Genomic DNA, 20174 nt, shown 5'->3' on the forward strand with positions numbered 1-20174 from the left:
CCAACCCTCTTATTGTTCTATGAGGGGATGAACGCGCACCCCCTGTTCAAGCTGTGCCAACTGCGCGGCATCGGTGATGCCGAAACCGATCTGGGTCACGGCCATGGCGGCGATGGCCGTGGCGGTGCGCAGGGTCTGTTCGAAACCATGGGCGCTGAGCAGGCCGTGAAGCATGCCGGCCAGCAACGAGTCGCCGGCACCGACGGTGCTGGCCACGCTGACCTTGGGCGGCAACGCCTGCAGGGCCGGCGCGGCACTGAACCAGTTCACGCCTTCGGCGCCATGGGAAATCACCACATGCTCGACGCCCTGGGCGTGCAGGCGCCTGGCGGCTGCGGCCTGGGTCGCCAGCGACAGCAGCGGGCTGCCCAGGGCCTCGGCCAGTTCCTCGGTGTTCGGCTTGACCAGCCAGGGCCCGGCGGCCAGGCCGGCGCGCAGGGCTTCGCCGCTGGTGTCCAGCGCCACTTTCAGCCCCAGTGCCTTGAGACGGGTCAGCAAGGCGTGCAGCCATTGCGGGCTGACGCCGCGCGGCAGGCTGCCGGCCACCACCACCGCGTCATGCCCCGGGGCGATCTGTTCCAGGCGTTCGAGCAGCGCCTGTTGCGCCGCCGCGTCGACCTCCGGGCCGGGGCCGTTGAGGTCGGTGATGCGCCCATCCTGTTCGGCCAGCTTGATGTTGCTGCGGGTTTCCCCCGGCACGCGAATAAAGGCGTCGACAAAACCGCGCCGGGCGAACAACGCCTCGAAGGCCTGGGGATTGTCTGCACCAAGAAAGCCGCTGACGGTCAGCTGATGGCCAAGGTCGGCCAGCACCTGGGCCACGTTCACGCCCTTGCCTGCGGCGTGAGTGTGCATGGCTTCGCTGCGGTTGACCTGCCCCGGTTCCAGGCGCGTCAGCTGGACGGTGAGGTCCAGCGCCGGGTTCAGGGTCAGGGTAAGAATCTTTGCCATTACATGGCCTCCACAAGGGCGCGCACATCGTTCGCGCTGCCGACGGCCAGGGCCTGTTTAGCAAGGGTTTGCGCCTGGGTCAGGCTGAGTTCGCGAATGCGTGCCTTGACCTCGGCGATGCTGCGTCCGGAGACGCTCAGTTCGTCCACACCCAGGCCGACCAGCACCGGCACCGCCAGCGGATCGGCCGCCAGCTCGCCGCACACACCGACCCACTTGCCGTGGGCATGGGCCGCGCGCACGGTGATGTCGATCAGTTGCAGCACCGCCGGGTGCAGGCCGTCGGCCTGGGCCGACAGGGTCGGGTGACCACGGTCGATGGCCAGGGTGTATTGGGTCAGGTCGTTGGTGCCGACGCTGAAGAAGTCCACTTCCTTGGCCAGCACCGGCGCCAGCAAGGCGGCGGACGGCACTTCGATCATGATCCCCAGTTGCAGGTCAGCCACCGGGATCTCCAGGCGCAGGCGCTCGGTCATGTCACGGGCGGCGCGCCATTCATCGACGCTGCCGACCATGGGGAACATGATCCGCAGCGGGCGGTTGTCCGCCGAGCGCAGCAGCGCGCGCAGCTGGGCCTCCATGATCTGCGGACGTTGCAGGGTCAGGCGGATGCCGCGCACGCCGAGGAAGGGGTTTTCTTCCTTGGCGATCGGCCAGTACGGCAGCGGTTTGTCGCCGCCAACATCCAGGGTGCGCACCACCAGCGGCCGCCCGGCCAGGCCATCGAGCACGCGGCGGTATTCGGCTTCCTGGGTGGCTTCGTCCGGCGCTTGTGGGTGGGCCATGAAAATCAGTTCAGTGCGCAGCAGGCCAATGCCTTCGGCGCCGTTGTCCACGGCGCTGGTCACCCCGGCGCTTTCACCGATATTGGCGAAGACCTCGACGTGATGGCCGTCGGTGGTGTGCGCCAGTTGATGGCGCTGCTCGGCGGCGGCCTTGAGCCGTTGCTCGCGGGTATCACGCTCTTCGGTGGCCCGTTGCAGGGTGCCGGCATCGGCATCCACATGCAGGCGACCGCGCTGGCCATCGAGCAGCAGCGGCGTGCCCGGCTTGAGCAGCAGCACGCCAGCCCCGGCGCCGACCAGCGCCGGAATCCCCAGGGCGCGGGCGACGATCGCGCTGTGGGCGGTGGCGCCGCCACGGGCGGTAAGAATGCCGGCCACCCGCGCCGGATCGAGGCGCGCCACGTCCGACGGGCCGACTTCATCCATCACCAGGATGTAGGCTTCATCCGGCTCGACCGGGGTCTGCACTCCGCACAGCTGGGCCAGCACCCGGCGGCCGATATCCCGCAGGTCGGCGGCGCGTTCGGCCAGCAGCGCATCGTGCAAGGCTTCCTGTTGCCGGGCGGCGGCTTCGATCACCGTCATCCAGGCCGCTGCGGCGCTTTCGCCCTGCTTGAGGCGGGTGTCGACTTCGTCGGTCAGTTCCGGGTCGTCGAGCATTTCCTGGTGGGTCACGAAAATCTCGCGAATCGCCTTGGCCTTGCTGCGCTGGATCAGGCCGTCGATGTCATGACGGACCTCGGCCAGGGCCTGTTGCAGACGCTCGCGCTCGCTGGCGGTGGATTCGCCGCGCAACGGGTAGTCAAAAGGCTGGATCACCTGGATATGCGCCGGGCCAATGGCGATGCCGGGCGCCGCCGGGATGGCCTGGACCAGGCTGCCGGAAGCCGGCGCGCTGATGGGCACCTCGATTTCTTCCGGCACTTCCTGGGGCACGCTGGCTTGCGCCACCGGCTCGACTTCTTCCCCCAGCCCTTCGGCGATGGCCGCCAGCAAGGCTGGCAGGGCGTCGGCGGCGATGTTCGGTTCGGCGATCAGCTCCAGGGTCTGGCCACGGCGGGCGCCGAGGCTCAGCAGCTTGCTCAGGCTCTTCACCGAGACGGCGGAGCCCGGTGTGTCGAGGATGCGCACGCGGATCTCGCCCTCGAAGCTTTTCGCCAACTGCGCCAGGATCTTCGCCGGGCGCGCATGCAAGCCGTGGGCGTTGGCCAACACGATGCGCGCGCTCGGCCAGTCGGCCGGCAGTTCGCCACCCAGTACTTCCAGCACCGCACGGCTGCTGGTGGCCCGGCCCAGTTCATGGCCACGGCCTTCGATCAGCAGCGCACACAGGCGCTCGAGCAGGGCCTGGTGGGCCTCGCCCAGGCTGGCCAGGCAGAACAGCCCGGCCAGGGGTTGGCCGAGGTAACGAATCGGTTTGTCCGGGGTGACGAAGGCCAGGCCCGGGCGCTTGACGGTCTGCTCGCTGTGCAGCCACCACAGGCCATCGCCCAGGGGCAGCGCCTCGACCTGTTGCAGCACGGCGGCAAAACCGTTGCTCACGCAATCGGCCTGGCGCAGCAGACGGGCGCCGCGCCACACCAGTTCTTCGAAATCTTCGGCGGCCACGCCCAGGCCGATCATCTGCGCATCCAGCGCCAGCTCCTGCGGCGCGCCTTGCAGCAGTTTCAGCAGGGCTTCGGGCGAGCTGGCGCGACGCAGGGCCTGGCCCAGGTCGGTTTCGCCAAGGGCGCGGGTCAAGAGTTGCAGCAGGCGCAGGTGTTCGTCGGATTTGGCGGCGATGCCGATCGCCAGGTAGACGATCTGGCCATCGCCCCAGTCCACGCCCTCGGGAAATTGCAGCAGGCGCACGCCAGTGGCGAACACCTGGTCGCGGGTTTCCGGGGTGCCGTGGGGAATGGCAATACCTTGACCGAGAAAGGTCGAGCCCTGGGCTTCGCGGGCCTGCAGGCCAGCCAGGTAACCTTCGGCGACCAGGCCGTCGGCCACCAGTTTGTCGGCGAGCAGGTGCAGTGCGGCGGACTTATCCACAGCCGACTGGCCCATGGATATCTGCTCAATAGTGAGCTCGAGCATGCTTTCTCCTATTTAGCGCTGGGGCGCTAGGTATTGTTTTGAGTGAATCAGTCAGGCGGCGTTAATGCCACAAACGGGACCGTCGGCTTGGCAAGGCCCTGTTTCCGTTTGCTCATATTCCTAGAAAATACGCGTGCTGAAACGTTTAATCTACAATGACGGGCACGTTACTCGATAATCAATCATCCTTGAAGTCCTACCTGTCGGCTGCACGTTCCGACATTGGTCGCCTGCCCATATCGGTTAGGATTGGCGAAAATGTCGGGGCAAGCTCCAGAAAACAAGGAAAACCCGGGTTGAAACTCAGCGATATCGCCAGACTGGCCGGTGTGTCCGTCACCACCGCCAGCTACGTCATCAACGGCAAGGCCGAACAGCAACGCATCAGCAACGCGACCGTCGAACGGGTCCGGGCGGTGGTCGAGGAACATGGCTTCACGCCCAACCCTCAAGCCGCCGGGCTACGCAGTCGGCGGACCCGGACCCTGGGTTTCATCCTGCCGGACCTGGAAAACCCCAGTTACGCGCGCATTGCCAAGTTGCTCGAGCAAGGTGCCCGCGCCCGTGGCTACCAGCTGCTGATCGCCAGCTCCGACGATGCCCCGGACAGCGAGCGGCAGTTGCTGCAACTGTTCCGCGCGCGCCGCTGCGATGCGCTGTTCGTCGCCAGCTGCCTGCCGCCGGAGGATGACACCTATCGCCTGTTGCAGGCCCAGGGCCTGCCGATCATCGCCATCGACCGGGTGATGGAGCCGGAGTTTTTCTGCTCGGTGATCAGCGACGACCAGCAAGCCAGCCTGCAATTGACCCGCAGCCTGCTGCAGCCCCAGCCGCGGCAGATCGCCCTGATCGGCGCCCGCCCCGAGCTGGGCATCAGCCGCGAGCGCGCCGCCGGCTTCAAGCAGGCGCTGGAAGGTTTCGACGGCCAGGTGCTGATCGAACAGGGCGAAGCCTTCAGCCGCGACTGCGGGCGCCAGTTGATGGAAGCGCTGCTGGAGCGCCTGGGCCATCTGCCGGATGCCCTGGTGACCACCTCCTATGTGTTGCTGCAAGGGGTGTTCGACGCGCTGCATGACTTTCCGCTCAAGTCGCGGCCGCTGCGCCTGGGCACCTTCGGCGATACCCAGCTGCTGGACTTTTTGCCGCTGCCGGTCAATGCCATGGCCCAGCAGCACCAGCTGATCGCCGACAAGGCCCTGCAACTGGCCCTGGCCGCCATTGAAGAAGCCCATTACCAACCCGGCGTGAACGCCATCGCCCGGACCTTCAAGCAGCGCATTCACAAGGCTTGAACGTGGAACTGATCGACAGCCACACCCATCTGGATTTTCCGGATTTCGACGCGGATCGTCAGGCGCTGCTGGCTGCCAGCCGCGCCCTCGGCGTGCGGCGGATGGTGCTGCTGGGGGTTTATCAGCGCAATTGGCAGCGGCTCTGGGAACTGGTGCAGAGCGATGCCGACCTGCACGCCGCCTTCGGCCTGCACCCGGTTTATCTCGACGAGCACCGACCGGCCGACCTGGTTGAGCTGGGCGACTGGCTGAGCCGCCTGGCGGGCCATCCGCAGCTGTGCGCGGTGGGCGAGATCGGCCTGGATTATTTTCTCGAGCAGCTGGATCGCCAGCGCCAGCAGCAATTGTTCGAAGCACAACTGCAACTGGCCGCGGACTTCCAGCTACCGGCCCTGCTCCATGTACGGCGCAGCCATGCCGCGGTGATTGCCACCCTCAAGCGCTTCAAGCTCAAGCGCGCCGGCATCATCCACGCCTTCGCCGGCAGCCGCGAGGAAGCCCGCGAGTACCTCAAGCTGGGGTTCAAACTGGGCCTGGGGGGCGCCGCGACCTGGCCGCAGGCCCTGCGCCTGCGCAAGGTCATCGCCGACTTGCCGCTGGACGCGGTGGTGCTGGAAACCGACTCGCCGGACATGGCGCCGGCCATGTACCCCGGCCAGCGCAACAGCCCGCAGCACCTGCCGGAGATCTGCGCGGCCCTGGCCGAGCTCATGGCCGTCAGCCCCGAACAGTTGGCGGCGGCGAGTACCGCCAACGCTTGCGCGCTGTTCGGCTGGCCCCACAGCGCCTGAATCAGACCCGGAACGCGCTGATCAACTGCTTCAACTGCACCACCTGCGCGGACAACTGGCGGCTGGCGTTTTCAGTCTGGTACGCGCCTTCGGCGGTGCGCTCGCCGGCGCGGTTGATCTCGACGATGTTCTGATCGATGTCGTGGGCCACCGCGGTCTGCTGCTCCACCGCCGCGGCGATCTGCTGGTTCTGGTCGACGATCATGCCCACCGCGCCGAGGATGTTCTCCAGCGCCTGCTGGACCTTTTCCGACTGCCCGACCGTGCCATTGGCCATCTGGTGGCTGATGCCCATGGCCTTGACCGCAGCCCCCACGCCGCCGTGGAGCTTGACGATCATCTGCTCGATTTCCTCGGTCGATTGCTGGGTGCGCTTGGCCAGGGTCCGCACTTCGTCGGCCACCACCGCAAAGCCTCGGCCCTGCTCGCCAGCGCGGGCCGCTTCGATGGCGGCGTTGAGGGCCAGCAGGTTGGTCTGCTCGGCGATGCTCTTGATCACCTCCAGCACCCGGCTGATGGCCTGGCTGTCGCTGGCCAGTTGATTGATCACCAGCACCGACTGGTCGATCTCGCTGGCCAACTGGGCAATGCTGCCTTGCTGGGATTCCACCAGCCCGCGCCCGCTGATGGTCTCGTCGTTGACGCTGTGGGCGCTGCTGACCGCGGCCGCGGCGCTGCGCGCGACTTCCTGGGAAGTGGCGGACATCTGGTTCATCGCCGTCGCCACCTGCTCGATCTGGCTGCGCTGCCCGGCCACCGCCTGGTTGCTCTGGGCCGACACGGCTTCCACCTGCCCGGCCTGGTGCTCGACTTCGCCGACGGTCTTGCCCACCAACTCGATCAGGTCGTGGATCTTCGCCACGGTGCCGTTGAACACAGTGCCCAGTTCCCCCAGTTCATCGCGGCTCTGGGCATCGAAGGTGACGGTCATGTCCCCGGCCGCCACCTTGTCCATCATCGCGCCCAGGCGCTTGAGGGTGGTGCGGGTCGAGACATAGAACGCGCCGTAGAGATAGAAGATCAGCAGGAACACCGCCGCCAGCGCCACCACCAACAGCACCATGTGCGTGCGGTTCTGCCCCAGCCGTTGTTGCAGTTCCTCGCCGAGGAACTTCAGGGTCGCCTCGTTGAGCTGGTAGGTCTGCGCCATCAGCCCGCTGACCTGGTCGTAAAAGCCCTGCCAGGGCGCATCCAGGGTATCGGCCATCACCACCTGTTCTTCGAACAGCTCGCTGGCTTGCTTGAGGCTGCCCTTGCTGGCGCTGGCCTGGGCGTCCAGCGCGCCCTGGGCGGCCTTGCTCGATCCCAGCGCATCCTGCAGTTTCAGGCTGTATTCGGCCTGGAGCTTTTCGATCTGCACCAGCAACTCGTCGAAACGGGTGCTGGCGGACGAGTTGAGAAAGCCCTGGCCCAGAGAATACGCGCCCATCGCCCGCCCTTCGCCGAGGACCTGGGTCATCTGGGGCGTGACGCTGGTCAGCAGTTCGCTCAACTGCCGCACATCGCTCTGGGTGTCGCGGCTCAGGCCCGACTGGCTGGCGATGATCTGGCTGAAAATCTGCGCACTGCCCAAGAGCTTGCCGATCAGCGCGCTTTTGCTTTGCAGCGAGCTTTCCGCCTGTTGCGCCTTGAAGGCGGCGATCATTTCATCGCGCTTGCCGTCGAACACGCCGATCTGCTCGGGGTCCACGGTGACCGCAGCCAAGCCCTGCAAGCGCTCAAGCACGGACTTTTCCAGGGTGCCTATCTTGCTCTCGATATCCCCGGCCTTGCCGGACTGCCCCAGGGTCGCGTTGATCTGCACCATGTTGTTCAGGGTTTCCAGGTCGCGGCGCAAGGTCAGGCTGCTGCCCAACAGGTCCAGGCTTTGCAGCTCGACCTGGGTGCCCTGGAATTCACGGTAGGAATCGCGCACCAGATAAAAGTTGGTGACCAGCATCGGCAGGAAAAACAGCACGCTGATCAGGCTGAACTTCATGCCGAAGCTCAGGCGGTTCATCAGGGCAATGGCGGGATAGAGCAAGCTCTTCACAAGAAGTCTCCCTTTTTGCTTTTATTTTTATTGGCAGGTACGCGAAGACGGCAGATAGCCACTATTTGGCGCTGCTTCTGTATAGCTCAAATCGGCAAAAGGGTTTGTAACTTAAGGTTAACCGCGGGGACGGCGGACGGATGGAAGGCTTCAGTTGCGCTGGCGAGACCGGGGCTCGCCAGCGCTCACTCGCTGCTCGTCGTCAGGGCAGCACGGTCCACAGGGCGAAACCGGCGTACCAGAGCACCGCGGCCCGCAGCAACAGTTCCCAGATCCGGTCCAGGCTGAGAATGCCATCCGGCCCGGTGATCGGCGCAGGGATTTCCGCGGCGACTAGGCCGACCTTTTCCACCAGCTGCGCGGCGCTGATGTTCCAGTTCAGCAGTTCGTGGAGCATCACGCGACTGACCGCGACGAAGTTGCCCACCAGGGCGAAGCTGGCCGCCAGCAGGCGCACCGGCAACCAGTCGAAGGCATGCCGCAGCTGCCCGGCGCGCTCGGCGACCGCCGGGTTCTTGCTGTGCTCGGCGGCCAGCGCCAGCAGGCGATAGCTCAATGCGGCCACCGGGCCCAGCAGGAAGTACCAGAAGATCACCGCGAAAAAGCTCTGGTAGGCCTGCCACAACAGGTGCCCCTGAACCTGCTCGAGCAACTGCTCGCCACTGTCGGCGCAGATATCCAGGTCGCGCTTGGCGACATGTGCCGCGGCTTGCAGGTCCTCGCGGCGCCAGGCATCGCGAAACGGTCCGAGTTCGCCCAGCAGGTCGCCCCGCCCCAGGCTGTAGATCACCACCAGCAGATGCACCGGCAACGCCAGCAGGCCGTAAGCCAGCGGCTCCAGTACCAGCAACAGCAACCCCAGCAGCACTGCCGGCAGCAGCACCAGCAGCGCCAGCACCCACCAGGGACGCTTGGCCAGACGCGGACTGGCCTCCTGCCCAAGCAATTGACGCAGCCACGGCTCGTCATGCTGAACGCGCTGGCGCAAGGCCGAGAACTTCTCGATCCAGACCGCCAGCAACAACACCAGAAAACTCATTGTCCTTCCCCTTCGTTCAGGGCCGCGCGATAGCGTACCCAGTCGAATCCGGGCCCCGGATCGGTCTTGCGCCCCGGAGCGATATCGCTGTGCCCACAAATCCGCTGTGGGGTGATGGCCTTGAAGGCCTGCCGCAACTGCCCGGTCAAGGCAATCAGCGCGTCGTACTGGGCATCGGTGAACGGCAGCTCGTCGGTGCCTTCCAGTTCGATCCCCAGGGAAAAATCATTGCAGCTTTCGCGCCCGTCGAACCACGACACACCGGCGTGCCAGGCACGGTCCAGACAGGAGACAAACTGAGTCACGGTTCCGTCACGTTCGATCAGGAAATGCGCGGACACACGCAGGTCGGCGATCCCGGCAAAATAGGGGTGCTCTGTGACATCGAGACGGTTCTGGAAGAATTCCTGCACTTTGCCCGTCGCGAACTGGGCCGGCGGCAGGCTGATGTTGTGGATCACCAGCAGGGAAATTTCATCCGCGGGGCGTGCGTTGAAATTGGGTGACGGGCAATGGCGAACGCCGTGACACCAGCCGCTTGCGGGGTCCAACTGCATACCGATTCCTTCAACGAAGCCTGTGACGGCTCAGTATGCCGCGTTCCACGCCCAGGTTGCGATCACTTGCCGCGATTGAGTCGCTGCAAACTGCCGATCACCGATTCCAGCGCCCGGTCGAACAGCAAGGTGTCGTCCAGCTCTCGCACGGCCCCGCGCTGAAACTCCAGGGCCAGGCCGACCCGGGTGCGCTCCAGGACCTTCATGCCGGTGCGGTTGACGAAGATGTACTTGTCACCGGGTTGAACGATGGCCGCCAGCTTGCAGCGCACGCTGTTGTCCTCGTCCTCGAGGAATTCGACCCAGGCCCCCAGCCGCAGCTGTTCGACCCGCAGCAACCCGGGATCGTTGGCCGCCAGCGCCAGGGGCGCGGCCTCCAGCGGGCCCTCTTCGGCACAGGGCAGGATGATGTGCTCCTCGACCGCGACCATCGCCGGCTGCTCGTCTGTCACGCCCGGCCGATGCTGCCCGGCGTCCTGAGCAAAGTGCTCGAACGCCTGCAGGTGCAAGGCTTCCAACTGGCTGAAGAACTCGCTGGTGGCGAATGGGTCGAACGCCGCGCTGTTCAAGCCGTCGCGCAGCGCCTTGAGCAGGTCGGGCACCAGCGCCAGCAGCTGCATGGCGGCATCCGGATCGGTGTGACGCTGCACGCTCCAGATCAGTTGCTCCATGGTCTGCAGCCCCTGGCGCCATTCGCTGGACTGCTCGCCATGCTTGAGACAGGTCAACAGCAAGACCTTGCTCCAGGCCTGTTGCACGAACTCGACGACTGTCAGCGGCAGGACCTTGCCCAGCAACCCTTCGTTCAACGCCTGCTCGACGCGACGGCGCGCCAGTTCGGCCTTGGCCCGGCCCTCTTCGGCGTCACGGGTACGCTGCTCCAGCAGCTCGCTGCGGCGCCGCTCGTCACTGGTGAAGGCGAGAAACTCGGCGAGCAGCTCGGAAAAGATCGCCGGGTCGTCGACGAAGTCACTCAACAGCCGCTGCACCACCTGCTCGATGCGCAGGTACAGGCTATCGCGCTGATAATCGTCGCAGCTGCCCCAGCCCATGGCCGCGGCGGCGATTTCATTGAGCAGGCGGCGCGCGGGATGGCTGCTGCGGCTGAAGAAACTCTTGTCCAGCACCGCGACCTTGAGCATGGGGATCTGCAACCGGCCGATCAGGGTCTTCAAGGATTCCGGCAGGTTGCGATCGGCCAGGATGAACTCGAAAAGCATGGCCACCAGGTTGATCACGTCCTCGTCGGCCACCCCGACCACCCGCGACTTGCCGCTTTTCACGCTGACCCGGGTCAGCAGCTGTTCCAAGTGGTTGCGCAGGTCGAAATCGTCCTGGGTGCCCGCCGGCACGTAGTGCTGCAGGTGAGACAGCAGGCGCAGCAGGTCACGGGTAGAAATGGGCTGGGTTTCGGCGCTCGCCTCGAGGGTCGGCACCACGCTGCCGCGGACATGCGACAGCAGCTCCTGCAAGGCGGCGAACACTTGCTGAACGCTTTCGTCCATCTGCGCCTCGCCGGGCTCCGGCGTGGCCTGGATACTTGCGGCCGCCTGATCGATAGACCGGCGCGCCGGCGCGGGCTTGAGCTCCGGCAACACGCCCGTGGCGGCCAACAGCTGATTGGCTTCGGCGTACAGCTGGTCGGCTTCGCTGAGCACATAACGTTCGAACAGCTTGAGAATGATCAGCTTGACCTTGATCTCCACCCCCAGGCTGCGCCCAGACTCGAGGAAATACTCGCAGAGCATGGCCGGGCCCAAGGGATTGCTGCGGTCATCCAGGCGCTTGCCCAGCAGCGCGTTCAGGCGCGCGGTGAGCTGGCCAAGGGCAAAGCCGTCACGGTTGCCGGCCTTGGCGACCATCGCCTCGAGGGCCACGGTGCGCTCCAGGTCATCCTGGCAGGTGTCAGCGGGTGGGACGTAGGCGACGGCCTGGGCGATCGCCGGCGCAGGGTCGTACTGGACCAGGCCGACAAAGGCCTCGAAGAGTTTTTCCAGGAAGCCGCGCTCGATGCTTTTGCGTTTCAGGCGCAGGTCGCGCATGGCTTCGAAAAAGGTGTTCTGGTCGACATTGTTCTGGGCCCGGTCGGCCATCTCGAACAAGGTGTCGTCGGCGTTATCGAACAGTTCCTGCAGGCCATGGCGCAGTTGCTGGGCGGCCTTGTCACGGACCTGAAGCAGAATCACAGGCAGGCGGGCGAGCGGCGAAGGGTTCGCCTGATCCGTAGCCACCTTGTGCAAAGGCACTACATTCCCGTCGTTGTGCATCCAAGCCTCCTGAAAGGTTTTCTCTGCCGCGCAATAAAAGGTCGGTCGACGCTCACAGTCGAGTCCCAGCGGGCATCGATACGCACCGCTGCAGTTCAAATATTGGGGAGCCAAGCAAACGTCAAAGCTATGACGTCAATTAGAAGTCGGATTATCTGGCAAAAGCCCCTTCTTGTGCCAGCAGACTCTGCGCGGGCTTTGAAATAGTGCTCATATAGCGACCGCCCTTTCTCGCAAACGGCTCAGGCCAGGCGACCAAATGCAGGTACTGGAGGGGCGCCGCCTTGGGTTCGCTTGCGCCATGGCCCTATAATCGGGCCACTTTGTTTGTGGAGCCTGCTATGCCGAATCTACGCCTCGCCGACCTGACCGCCGAAATCGAAGCCAACGTGCGCCGTGCGTTGCTGGAAGACATCGGCAGCGGCGATATCACCGCGCAACTGATCCCGGCCGAACGCCTGGCCAAAGCCACCATCATTACCCGCGAAGCGGCGATCATCAGTGGCACGGCCTGGGTCGACGCGGTGTTCCGCCAGCTCGATCCGCGGGTCGCCGTGCACTGGCAGGTGCGTGACGGCGAGCGCGTCAGCCCCAACCAGGCCCTGTTCCACCTCGAAGGTCCGGCCCGTTCGCTGCTCAGCGGCGAACGCTGCGCCCTGAACTTCCTGCAGCTGCTGTCCGGCGTGGCCACCCGCGCGCAGTATTACGCCGACTTCGTCGCCGATACCCAGGTCAAGTTGCTGGATACCCGCAAGACCCTGCCGGGGCTGCGCCTGGCGCAGAAGTACGCGGTGACCTGCGGTGGCTGCCACAACCACCGCATCGGCCTGTACGACGCCTTCCTGATCAAGGAAAACCATATTGCCGCGTGCGGCGGTATCGCCCAGGCGATCAGCGCCGCCCACAGGATCGCCCCGGGCAAGCCGGTGGAAGTCGAAGTGGAAAGCCTGGAAGAACTCAAGGAAGCCCTGGCGGCGGGCGCGGACATCATCATGCTCGACGAGTTGAGCCTGGACGATATGCGTGAAGCGGTTCGCCTGAATGCCGGCAAGGCCAAGCTGGAAGCCAGCGGCGGGATCAATGAAAGCACCTTGCGCCCGATCGCCGAGACCGGCGTCGATTACATTTCGATCGGGGCGATGACCAAGGATGTGAAGGCGGTCGACCTGTCGATGCGCTTGAGCCTCTGATTTTCAAAAGCCTGCGCGATACCCTCAAAGAAAAACGCCAGCCCCTGAAAGGCTGGCGTTTTTGCATCAGTCGTCGATTTCGTTGAGTTCCAGGTAGTCCTGAAGGTCCATGCCCAGGGCCTCGGCCACCTCCTGATGGACCTCCAGGCGCATGGCCTTGAGCTCCTCGGGCGACTCGGCCACCAACTCCAGCACAAGCTCCCACGGCTCGATGCCGCGCGACTCCGCTTCGTCCTCGAACGCCCACTGGGCCTGCTGCTTCTGCTCCTGCGGGCTCAGGGCGCTGATTTCTTCCTGCAAGGAAGGCGTGGCAGCCAGGTACTTTTCAAGGGCTACGTCAATTCTGGCTTCTTTAGGAATCATCTCGTTCTCTCTGATCATGGGAATGGAAGATGGATCTGGATCGTTGGGATCTCTTTGCCGCAAAAAAGCGCTGTGAAAGCCGATTTATCTGGCCGTGAACCATTCGGGATCATCTGAAAACCATTCAGACAGGCTGCGAATATAGGGCCTTTGTCTGCGGATGCATACGAATCCTTACAGCGCACCGACAAAAAACCTGTCCGTTCGCTCAAGGCACTTTCACGAAAAATACGTTGTTACATTCCTCTCCCCGAGCCGCCTTCTTGCCCCTGGAACAAGAAGGCAAGGATGCAGTCATAGCGATGTGCCATATCGGCGCTTCACAAGGAAACCCAGTGATGTTCAGCCGCACTCAGCGTTCGTCCGCCTTCCTCGCCACCAGCCTCTCCACCCTGATCCTCAGCAGCCTGTCACTCTCCGCCCAGGCCGTCGAATTCAACTCCAGCAGCGCCTCGTACTCGGACAGGATCTCGGCCCTGCACCAGGAAGTAGACCTCAAGTACACCGTCCGCCCCAGCGGCTTCACCGTGGACGACCTGCAAAAGCTGCAGGACGGCCTCAAGAGCAGCAGCGCCGAACTGGAAAAGCTCAAGGACGTCGTCAACAGCCAAGCGCGCCTGATCGAAGAGCTCAAACGCAACACCGGCAGCAGCTCCAGCTCCACTGCCAGTGAGGTGAGCAACCTCAAGAAAACCACCGGCGAGCAAGCCAACCAGCTGAAAAAGCTGGAAACCCAGCTTGAAGAGTTCAAGCGCAACAGCGGCACAAGCTCCAGTTCGAGCACCAGTGAAGTGAACAGCCTCAAGCGCGTTACCAGCGACCAGGCCAGTGAACTGGACAAGCTCGGCAAACAGATCGAGGAGCTCAAGCGTGGCAACAGCTCAAGCTCCAGTTCGAGCTCCAGCGAGCTGAACAGCCTCAAGAGCACGGTCAGTAGCCAGGCCAGTGAATTGGACAAGCTCGGCAAGCAGATCGAGGAGCTCAAGCGTGGCAACAGCTCAAGCTCCAGTTCGAGCTCCAGCGAGCTGTCCAGCCTCAAGAGCACGGTCGGTAGTCAGGCCGGCACCCTGGATAAGCTGGCGAGTCAGATCGATGACCTCAAGCGTGGCAGCAGCTCAAGCTCCAGTTCGAGCTCCAGCGAGCTGTCCAGCCTCAAGAGCGAGGTCAGCAATCAGGGCCAGAACCTGGACCAACTCAAACGCAGCCTCGAGGACCTGAGAAGCAAGGTGAAGTGATTCAAAGCCAGTAAACACGACAAAGCCCGCTCGATGCGGGCTTTGTTGTGCATGAAGGATCGAGTCAGATCCGCTCCCCAGGTCTTACGCCCCCCCAAAGCCACCTCACACCCGTGGCAGATGCTTGCTCACGCAATGAATGCCGCCGCCACCCGCGGCGATCGGGTCGATATTGACCTGTTCCACCACCCGCCCCGGATAAAGCCTGGCCAGCAGGTCCTTGCAGTACTGGTCCGCCGCCGCGTCACCAAACTGCGGAGCGATCACCGCGCCGTTGATCGGCAGGAAGTTGATGTAACCCGGCGCGAAATCCGGGTTGTCGCGGGTATACAGGTTACTGCGCATCCTGGTCGGCGGCGGCAGGGTGTGGACCACCAGCTTGCGGCCATCGGCGTCGGTAGCGGCATTGAGGATTTCCAGGTGCCTGCGCGTCACGGCGTAGTCATAGGACCCGGGGTCATTGTCCAGGTTGGCGATGACCACGCCGGGCTTGACGAAGCGCGCATAAAAATCGACATGGGCATCGGTGATGTCCTTGTCCTTGATACCCGGCAACCAGATGATCTTGCGCAGGCCGAAGTTGGCCTTCAGCTCGGCTTCGATCTGCGCCTTGCCCAGCCCCGGGTTGCGGTTGTCGTTGATCCAGCAGCTCTCGGTGATGATCGCGGTGCCATGCCCGTCCACCTCGATGCCGCCGCCCTCGCCCACCAGCGCGCTACGAACGTAGTCGGCCTCCATCTCCTCGCTCAGGGTATCGGCCACGCGGGTGTCGTTGGCCGAGGTCTGCTTGTCGCCCCAGCCGTTGAAGTTGAAATCCACCAGGCCCAGGCCGCCCGCGCCGTCGACCACGAAGCAGCCGCCGTAGTCGCGCACCCAGACGTCGTCCAGCGACAAGGTCAGGAAGTCGATATTGCTGGTGCCACACTTGCTCTTGGCCAATGACAGCTGGTTGGTGCGACACAGCACGGTCACCGGTTGATACTTGGCGATGGTCCTGGCCAGCAGGGCGATGGTGTCGTTCACCGCGCCCGCCCAGTCCTCCCAGACCCGGGACGACGCGCCGAAGGCCAGGATCACCCGCTCCTGCGGGCCGTGCTCGTCGGGCATGTACCAGTTGCCGGCCGGGGCGGCGGCAATGCGCGGGGCGCCGAAGCCGAGGCCAAGGGAGGCGGCGGCACCGACTCCGCTGGCCGCCATCAGCTGCTTGATGAAGTCACGACGGGTAGACATGAGGTGTTCTCTGTTGAGTGAATCCCGAAGGGCGTGGCCACCCGGCTGCCGGGTGCCCGCCCTGCTCTGGCGGTTGCTGGCTTCAGTCGTGAAGGCCGGTCTTGAAGGTGGTCCAGGCGCGCATTCGCGCCCGCATGTCGCGCTGCGCAATGTCCTTGCCGGGGATCAGCCGCCCATAGGTGGCCTCGTCCACATAGATATCTGGATTATTGCGCATGTCAGCCGCCACCATCGGCCTGGCCTTGGCGCTGGAGGTGGGATAGCCGGTGGCGTTGCTGATCGCCGCCATGTTTTGCGGGCGCATGATGAAATTGATCAGCGCATAGGCGTATTCCGGGTGGCGGGCATCGGCCGGGATGGCCATGGTGTCCATCCACACCGTGGTGCCCTCCCGCGGAATACGGTATTGGAAACGCGTCCCCTTGCCGGACTCGTCGGCGGTACGCTGGGCCTGGGTCATGTCGCCGCTGTAGCCGAGGGACAGGCAGATGTCGCCATTGACCAGTTGGGTCACCGGCTGCGACTGGAACTTGCGGATGTACGGCTTGATGCCCTTGAGCAACGCCACCGCCTCGGCCAGTTCGTCCGGCTTGCTGCTGCGCGGGTCGCGGCCCAGGTAGTTGAGCACCACGGCCAGCACTTCGTCGGGCGAGTCGATCATGGAGATGCCGCAATCGGCGAACTTCGCCGCGACCTCGGGCTTGAAGATCATATCCAGGCTGTTCACTGGCGCATTATTCAGACGCTTGTCGATCATCGCCTGGTTCCAGGTCAGGCCGATGGTGCCCCAGGTGTAGGGCACGGTGGCATTCTGCGAATGCGGATACCGGGCCTGCAACGTGCGCAAGCCGGGCTCGATGTCATCCAGGTGTTCGAGCTTGCCCTGGTCGAGCTTCTGCAGGGCACTGGCGCGCATCAGGCGTTCGGCCACGGTGTCGCCGGGAAAGATCAGGTCATAACCACTGTGGCCGGACATCATTTTGGCTTCCAGCGTCTCACTGCTGTCCATCACGTCGTAGATGACCTGGATACCGGTCTCGTGAGTGAAGGCAGCCAGGGTCTGCGGGGCGAAGTAGTCCGCCCAGTTGTACAGGCGCAGGACCTTGTCCTCGGCCTGGACGGCGAACTGCGAACAACCCAGGCCAAGGCCCAATGCCAACATCGACAGTTTCTTGATGAGATTCATCTTCAGGCTCCCTGGCGCGACCAGTGTTCATGGGTTCGGCAACCGTCCAAGCCCAGCAGCGGGCCGTACATTTCCGGGCGGCGATCCCGGTAGATGCCCCAGCTCAGGCGTTCCTCGGCCATGGCCGCAAGATCCAGCCGCTGTACCAGCACGCCCGTAGTGTCACGGTCAGCCTCGGCCAGCAGCTTGCCCTTGTGATCAGTGATGAAGGACGAGCCGTAGAAACTCATCCGCAACTGCGGATCGGTGGTTGCCGTCTCTTGCCCGACACGGTTGGCCGCTATCACCGGCAGGATGTTGGCGGCCGCGTGGCCACGCTGGGTCAGTTGCCAGTGGTCGCGCGAGTCCAGCCCGGCGGCGCCCGGCTCGGAGCCGATGGCCGTGGGATAGAGCAGCACCTGCGCGCCCATCAAGGCCAGGCAGCGGGCGGTCTCGGGGAACCACTGGTCCCAGCAGATGCCCACGCCTATGCGGCCGAAAGCGGTATCCCAGACGCGGAAGCCAGTATCGCCGGGGCTGAAGTACTCCTTCTCCTGGTAGCCGATGGCGTTGGGGATGTGGGTCTTGCGGTAGACGCCAAGCAGGCGGCCGTCGGCATCGGCCACCGCCAGCGAGTTGAAGAAGGCGTTGCCGGCACGCTCGAACCAGCTCAGCGGCAACACCACGCCCAGTTCTCGGGCGAGGTCGGCGAAGCGCCGGAGTACGGCACTTTTGCCATATTCCTGGGCCAAGGCCAGGTGCTTGTGGTCCTGCTCGATGCAGAAGTACGGGGTAGCGAACAGCTCCTGCAGGAGGATCAATTGCGCGCCCTTGGCGGCGGCTTCCCGCACCAGTTGCTCGGCCTGGTCGAGGTTGTCCTCCAGGTTCCAGCTGCAGGCGAACTGGGTGGTGGCGACGGTCAGATGAGTCATGGCATTACCCCTTCAGCGGCCAGGCCGGTTGCTGCTGGGTGATGCAATGCACACCGCCGCCGCCGTGGGCCAACTGGTTGATCCGCACCGGCACCACCTCACGCCCGGGGAAAGCCAGGCGCAGGGTCGCCGCGGCCTCGTCATCGGCTGCGATACCGTAGGCCGGCATGATGATCGCGCCATTGGCGATGTAGAAATTGGTGTAGGAAGCGCAGAACACCTCGGCCTCCTGATCCACGGCATCGCTGGCTTCGAAGAGTTCGAGCATTTCGAAGCGGCGTCCCTGGGCATCGGTGGCCAGTTCCAGGGCGCGGCGGTTCTCGCGCACGACCTCGGCGTACACCGAAGATGAATCCCGGGTCGCGTCCACCAGCAACGCACCGGGCCGGGCGAAGGCGCAGACGCCGTCGACGTGGCCGTCGGTCATGTCGCCGGTCACGTAGTCGGGATCGCCGGGCAGCCAGATGGTTTTCTTCACGCCCAGCAGGCGCGCGAAGATCTCCTCCATCTCGGCCTTGCTCATGCCGGGATTGCGGTTGCCGTTGAGCAGTACCGATTCGGTGGTGATCAGGGTGCCCTGCCCGTCCACATGAATCGCGCCGCCTTCGTTGGTCAGCAATGTGTCGAAGCATTGCAGGCCGAGGCTGTCGAGGATCCGCCGCGCCAGGCTTTGGTCCAGGTCGCAGGCGGACTTGCCGCCCCAGGCGTTGAAGCGCCAGTTGACTCCGGCCGTGCCCAGGCGCGGATGGCAGACGAAACTCGGGCCGGAGTCGCGGCACCAGCTGTCGTTGATCGCCAGCTCAACCAGCTCGATATTCGCTCCACACAACTCACGGGCTCGCGCCACTGCGCAGGGGTCAACCACCATCTTCACCGGTTCGAAATGGGCGATAGCGTTGGCCACACGGGCAAAGTCGACCTGCACCTCGGCCAGGGTCACGCCCCAGCTGTTTTCCCACAGGGCCTGGTTATGGGGAAAAGCCATCCAGGTGGCGGCGTGCTGTACCCATTCGGCGGGCATGAACCAGCCGTTCTGCGCATCGTTGAATTGCATGCAAGTACCTTCAGTTAAGATTTTGTTATCACTGAAAACCGCGACCGCGGCCATGACTTGTATGCTAGGCCTGTAAAAACGACCGAACAAACGATAGATTTTGTCGAATTCTGATTAGCTGGACTTATCAATCATGCTTAAACACTGGCCACCCCTGAATGCCCTGCGCGGCTTCGAGGCCGCCGCCCGCCTGGGCAGCTTCCACAAGGCCGCCGAAGAGCTGCACCTCACCCAGTCGGCCATCAGCCAGCAGATTCGCAGCCTGGAAAGTTTCCTCGAACAGCCGCTGTTCTTCCGCAACGGTCGCAGCGTGGCCTTGACCGATGCCGGCTTCGACCTGCTCAGCACCACCCAGTCGCTGCTGCAGCAACTGGCCGTGGGCATCCGCCGCCTGGACCAGTACCGCAAACCCAATCAACTGGTGGTCAACACCACCCCGGCCTTTGCCCGCCACTGGCTGGTGCCGCGCCTGGCGGACTTTCACCGACTTCATCCGCAGGTTGACCTGTGGCTGCTGACCACCGACGAAACACCCGACATGGCCACCCAGACCATCGACATCGCCGTGCGCGACGACCTCAGCGCCCAGGCCGAATGCAGCTTTCGCGTGTTGCTGGAAGACCGCCTGTACCCGGCCTGCCATCCCGCCTTGCTGGAACAGGCAGCGGACGCGCGCACCACCCTGCACGGCGAGCGCGAGATGGACTGGAGCCATTGGCAGGTCCAGGGCGGCATCGACGTCGGCCAGCACAGCCAGGGGCTGAACTTCTCCGACCCCGGCCTGTTGCTGGACGCCGCCAGCCAAGGCTTGGGGATAGCCCTGGTCAGCCAGCTGCTGGCCGGCCGCGCCCGGGATCAGGGGCTGCTGGTGGCGCTGGCGGAGCAGACCGTACGCGGCCCGAACTGGAGCTGGCTGGTGCACCGCGACAGCGAAGGCGATGCCCTCACCCGCAGCTTCTGCGACTGGCTGGCCGGGGCCCTTGGCAAGGCTTGAGCAGGTTTCCTGGCGGAGCCGGAACATCCATCAATCGCCCGGGCACACATCACGAACACCAGAAACGACAAAGCCCGCACTGGGTGGGCTTTGTAGGTATCTGACAGGCATTCATGGATTGTTTGAAACGGCTGACTGGTGCCCGAGACAGGAATCGAACTCATGCCAAAAACTCCATTATTTACAGCCATTTACCAGAGATAAGAATTTCAAATGTACTA

The 20174-nt window shown here is 64.2% G+C and carries 16 protein-coding genes and 1 pseudogene; 5 read left to right on the top strand and 12 right to left on the bottom strand.

The annotated features are described in order from the left end of the window. Positions 1–9 precede the first annotated feature (9 nt). Positions 10–951, bottom strand: coding sequence for a 1-phosphofructokinase (gene pfkB / locus J4E58_RS04950; protein WP_087091227.1), 942 nt, complete (start codon positions 949–951; stop codon positions 10–12). After that, positions 951–3812 (bottom strand): phosphoenolpyruvate--protein phosphotransferase, encoded by a 2862-nt coding sequence (ptsP, locus tag J4E58_RS04955; protein WP_087091226.1) that lies wholly within the window; start codon positions 3810–3812, stop codon positions 951–953. The genes pfkB and ptsP overlap by 1 nt, the downstream gene beginning before the upstream one ends. A 296-nt stretch (positions 3813–4108) precedes the next feature. Here ptsP and cra point away from each other — a divergent pair, with 296 nt between their 5' ends. Both cra and J4E58_RS04965 read left to right on the top strand, forming a co-directional pair. Continuing rightward, positions 4109–5104, top strand: coding sequence for a catabolite repressor/activator (gene cra / locus J4E58_RS04960; RefSeq protein ID WP_087091225.1), 996 nt, complete (start codon positions 4109–4111; stop codon positions 5102–5104). A gap of 2 nt (positions 5105–5106) precedes the next feature. Further along, on the top strand, positions 5107–5895 hold the full coding sequence (locus tag J4E58_RS04965; RefSeq protein ID WP_087091224.1) for a TatD family hydrolase: 789 nt from the start codon (positions 5107–5109) through the stop codon (positions 5893–5895). Between the two features lies 1 nt (position 5896). Here the strand turns inward: J4E58_RS04965 and J4E58_RS32190 are convergent, their stop codons facing one another. From J4E58_RS32190 to J4E58_RS04985, 5 genes and pseudogenes are all read right to left on the bottom strand, one after another. Then, positions 5897–6826, bottom strand: coding sequence for a methyl-accepting chemotaxis protein (locus tag J4E58_RS32190; protein WP_394335665.1), 930 nt, complete (start codon positions 6824–6826; stop codon positions 5897–5899). Further along, positions 6803–7894: pseudogene (locus J4E58_RS32195) on the bottom strand (methyl-accepting chemotaxis protein); the annotation flags it as partial. The gene J4E58_RS32190 and the pseudogene J4E58_RS32195, both read right to left, overlap by 24 nt. Before the next feature lie 235 nt (positions 7895–8129). Continuing rightward, a complete protein-coding gene (ampE, locus tag J4E58_RS04975) occupies positions 8130–8966 on the bottom strand; it encodes a regulatory signaling modulator protein AmpE (RefSeq protein WP_087091222.1) in 837 nt (278 codons plus the stop codon). Beyond that, positions 8963–9523 carry a 1,6-anhydro-N-acetylmuramyl-L-alanine amidase AmpD gene (ampD, locus tag J4E58_RS04980; RefSeq protein ID WP_087091221.1) on the bottom strand — a complete coding sequence of 187 codons (561 nt, stop codon included), beginning with the start codon at positions 9521–9523 and terminating at the stop codon, positions 8963–8965. Before ampD ends, ampE begins: the two co-directional genes overlap by 4 nt. Before the next feature lie 62 nt (positions 9524–9585). Further along, a complete protein-coding gene (locus J4E58_RS04985; protein ID WP_087091220.1) occupies positions 9586–11790 on the bottom strand; it encodes a DUF1631 domain-containing protein in 2205 nt (734 codons plus the stop codon). A 341-nt stretch (positions 11791–12131) separates the two neighbouring features. Here J4E58_RS04985 and nadC point away from each other — a divergent pair, with 341 nt between their 5' ends. Next, positions 12132–12980, top strand: a complete 849-nt coding sequence (nadC, locus tag J4E58_RS04990) for a carboxylating nicotinate-nucleotide diphosphorylase (RefSeq protein WP_087091219.1) — start codon at positions 12132–12134, stop codon at positions 12978–12980. 66 nt (positions 12981–13046) lie between these two features. Here the strand turns inward: nadC and J4E58_RS04995 are convergent, their stop codons facing one another. Further along, on the bottom strand, positions 13047–13343 hold the full coding sequence (locus J4E58_RS04995) for a DUF6388 family protein (protein WP_007922267.1): 297 nt from the start codon (positions 13341–13343) through the stop codon (positions 13047–13049). 338 nt (positions 13344–13681) lie between these two features. Between J4E58_RS04995 and J4E58_RS05000 the strand changes: the two genes are divergently transcribed. After that, positions 13682–14578: a hypothetical protein gene (locus J4E58_RS05000; RefSeq protein ID WP_087091218.1), complete on the top strand. Its 897-nt coding sequence runs from the start codon at positions 13682–13684 to the stop codon at positions 14576–14578. Positions 14579–14683: 105 nt separating this feature from the next. Here J4E58_RS05000 and J4E58_RS05005 read toward each other — a convergent pair whose 3' ends face one another. From J4E58_RS05005 to J4E58_RS05020, 4 genes are all read right to left on the bottom strand, one after another. Further along, positions 14684–15808 (bottom strand): agmatine/peptidylarginine deiminase, encoded by a 1125-nt coding sequence (locus J4E58_RS05005; RefSeq protein ID WP_087091217.1) that lies wholly within the window; start codon positions 15806–15808, stop codon positions 14684–14686. An 82-nt stretch (positions 15809–15890) separates the two neighbouring features. Beyond that, the gene (locus J4E58_RS05010) at positions 15891–16994 is read right to left on the bottom strand and encodes an extracellular solute-binding protein (protein ID WP_087091216.1); all 1104 of its coding nucleotides are present in this window, start codon (positions 16992–16994) and stop codon (positions 15891–15893) included. A gap of 2 nt (positions 16995–16996) precedes the next feature. Then, positions 16997–17905, bottom strand: coding sequence for an N-carbamoylputrescine amidase (aguB, locus tag J4E58_RS05015; protein ID WP_007922261.1), 909 nt, complete (start codon positions 17903–17905; stop codon positions 16997–16999). A 4-nt stretch (positions 17906–17909) separates the two neighbouring features. Further along, positions 17910–18959 (bottom strand): agmatine/peptidylarginine deiminase, encoded by a 1050-nt coding sequence (locus J4E58_RS05020; RefSeq protein ID WP_087091215.1) that lies wholly within the window; start codon positions 18957–18959, stop codon positions 17910–17912. 133 nt (positions 18960–19092) lie between these two features. On the opposite strand from J4E58_RS05020, the gene J4E58_RS05025 reads away from it, so the two are divergent. Then, positions 19093–19953 (top strand): LysR substrate-binding domain-containing protein, encoded by an 861-nt coding sequence (locus J4E58_RS05025; protein ID WP_087091214.1) that lies wholly within the window; start codon positions 19093–19095, stop codon positions 19951–19953. Positions 19954–20174 lie beyond the last annotated feature (221 nt).

Origin of the sequence: Pseudomonas sp. FW305-25 (assembly GCF_017351415.1) — a bacterium.
Classification (GTDB): Bacteria; Pseudomonadota; Gammaproteobacteria; order Pseudomonadales; family Pseudomonadaceae; genus Aquipseudomonas; species Aquipseudomonas chlororaphis.

Coding starts and splice junctions, on each gene's coding strand:
- J4E58_RS04985 (WP_087091220.1), bottom strand. CDS start 11,790: ATGCACAACGACGGGAATGTAGTGCCTTTGCACAAGGTGGCTACGGAT.
- J4E58_RS05010 (WP_087091216.1), bottom strand. CDS start 16,994: ATGAATCTCATCAAGAAACTGTCGATGTTGGCATTGGGCCTTGGCCTG.
- nadC (WP_087091219.1), top strand. CDS start 12,132: ATGCCGAATCTACGCCTCGCCGACCTGACCGCCGAAATCGAAGCCAAC.
- J4E58_RS05005 (WP_087091217.1), bottom strand. CDS start 15,808: ATGTCTACCCGTCGTGACTTCATCAAGCAGCTGATGGCGGCCAGCGGA.
- J4E58_RS04995 (WP_007922267.1), bottom strand. CDS start 13,343: ATGATTCCTAAAGAAGCCAGAATTGACGTAGCCCTTGAAAAGTACCTG.
- aguB (WP_007922261.1), bottom strand. CDS start 17,905: ATGACTCATCTGACCGTCGCCACCACCCAGTTCGCCTGCAGCTGGAAC.
- ptsP (WP_087091226.1), bottom strand. CDS start 3,812: ATGCTCGAGCTCACTATTGAGCAGATATCCATGGGCCAGTCGGCTGTG.
- J4E58_RS05020 (WP_087091215.1), bottom strand. CDS start 18,959: ATGCAATTCAACGATGCGCAGAACGGCTGGTTCATGCCCGCCGAATGG.
- J4E58_RS05000 (WP_087091218.1), top strand. CDS start 13,682: ATGTTCAGCCGCACTCAGCGTTCGTCCGCCTTCCTCGCCACCAGCCTC.
- J4E58_RS05025 (WP_087091214.1), top strand. CDS start 19,093: ATGCTTAAACACTGGCCACCCCTGAATGCCCTGCGCGGCTTCGAGGCC.
- ampE (WP_087091222.1), bottom strand. CDS start 8,966: ATGAGTTTTCTGGTGTTGTTGCTGGCGGTCTGGATCGAGAAGTTCTCG.
- J4E58_RS32190 (WP_394335665.1), bottom strand. CDS start 6,826: ATGACCGTCACCTTCGATGCCCAGAGCCGCGATGAACTGGGGGAACTG.
- ampD (WP_087091221.1), bottom strand. CDS start 9,523: ATGCAGTTGGACCCCGCAAGCGGCTGGTGTCACGGCGTTCGCCATTGC.
- pfkB (WP_087091227.1), bottom strand. CDS start 951: ATGGCAAAGATTCTTACCCTGACCCTGAACCCGGCGCTGGACCTCACC.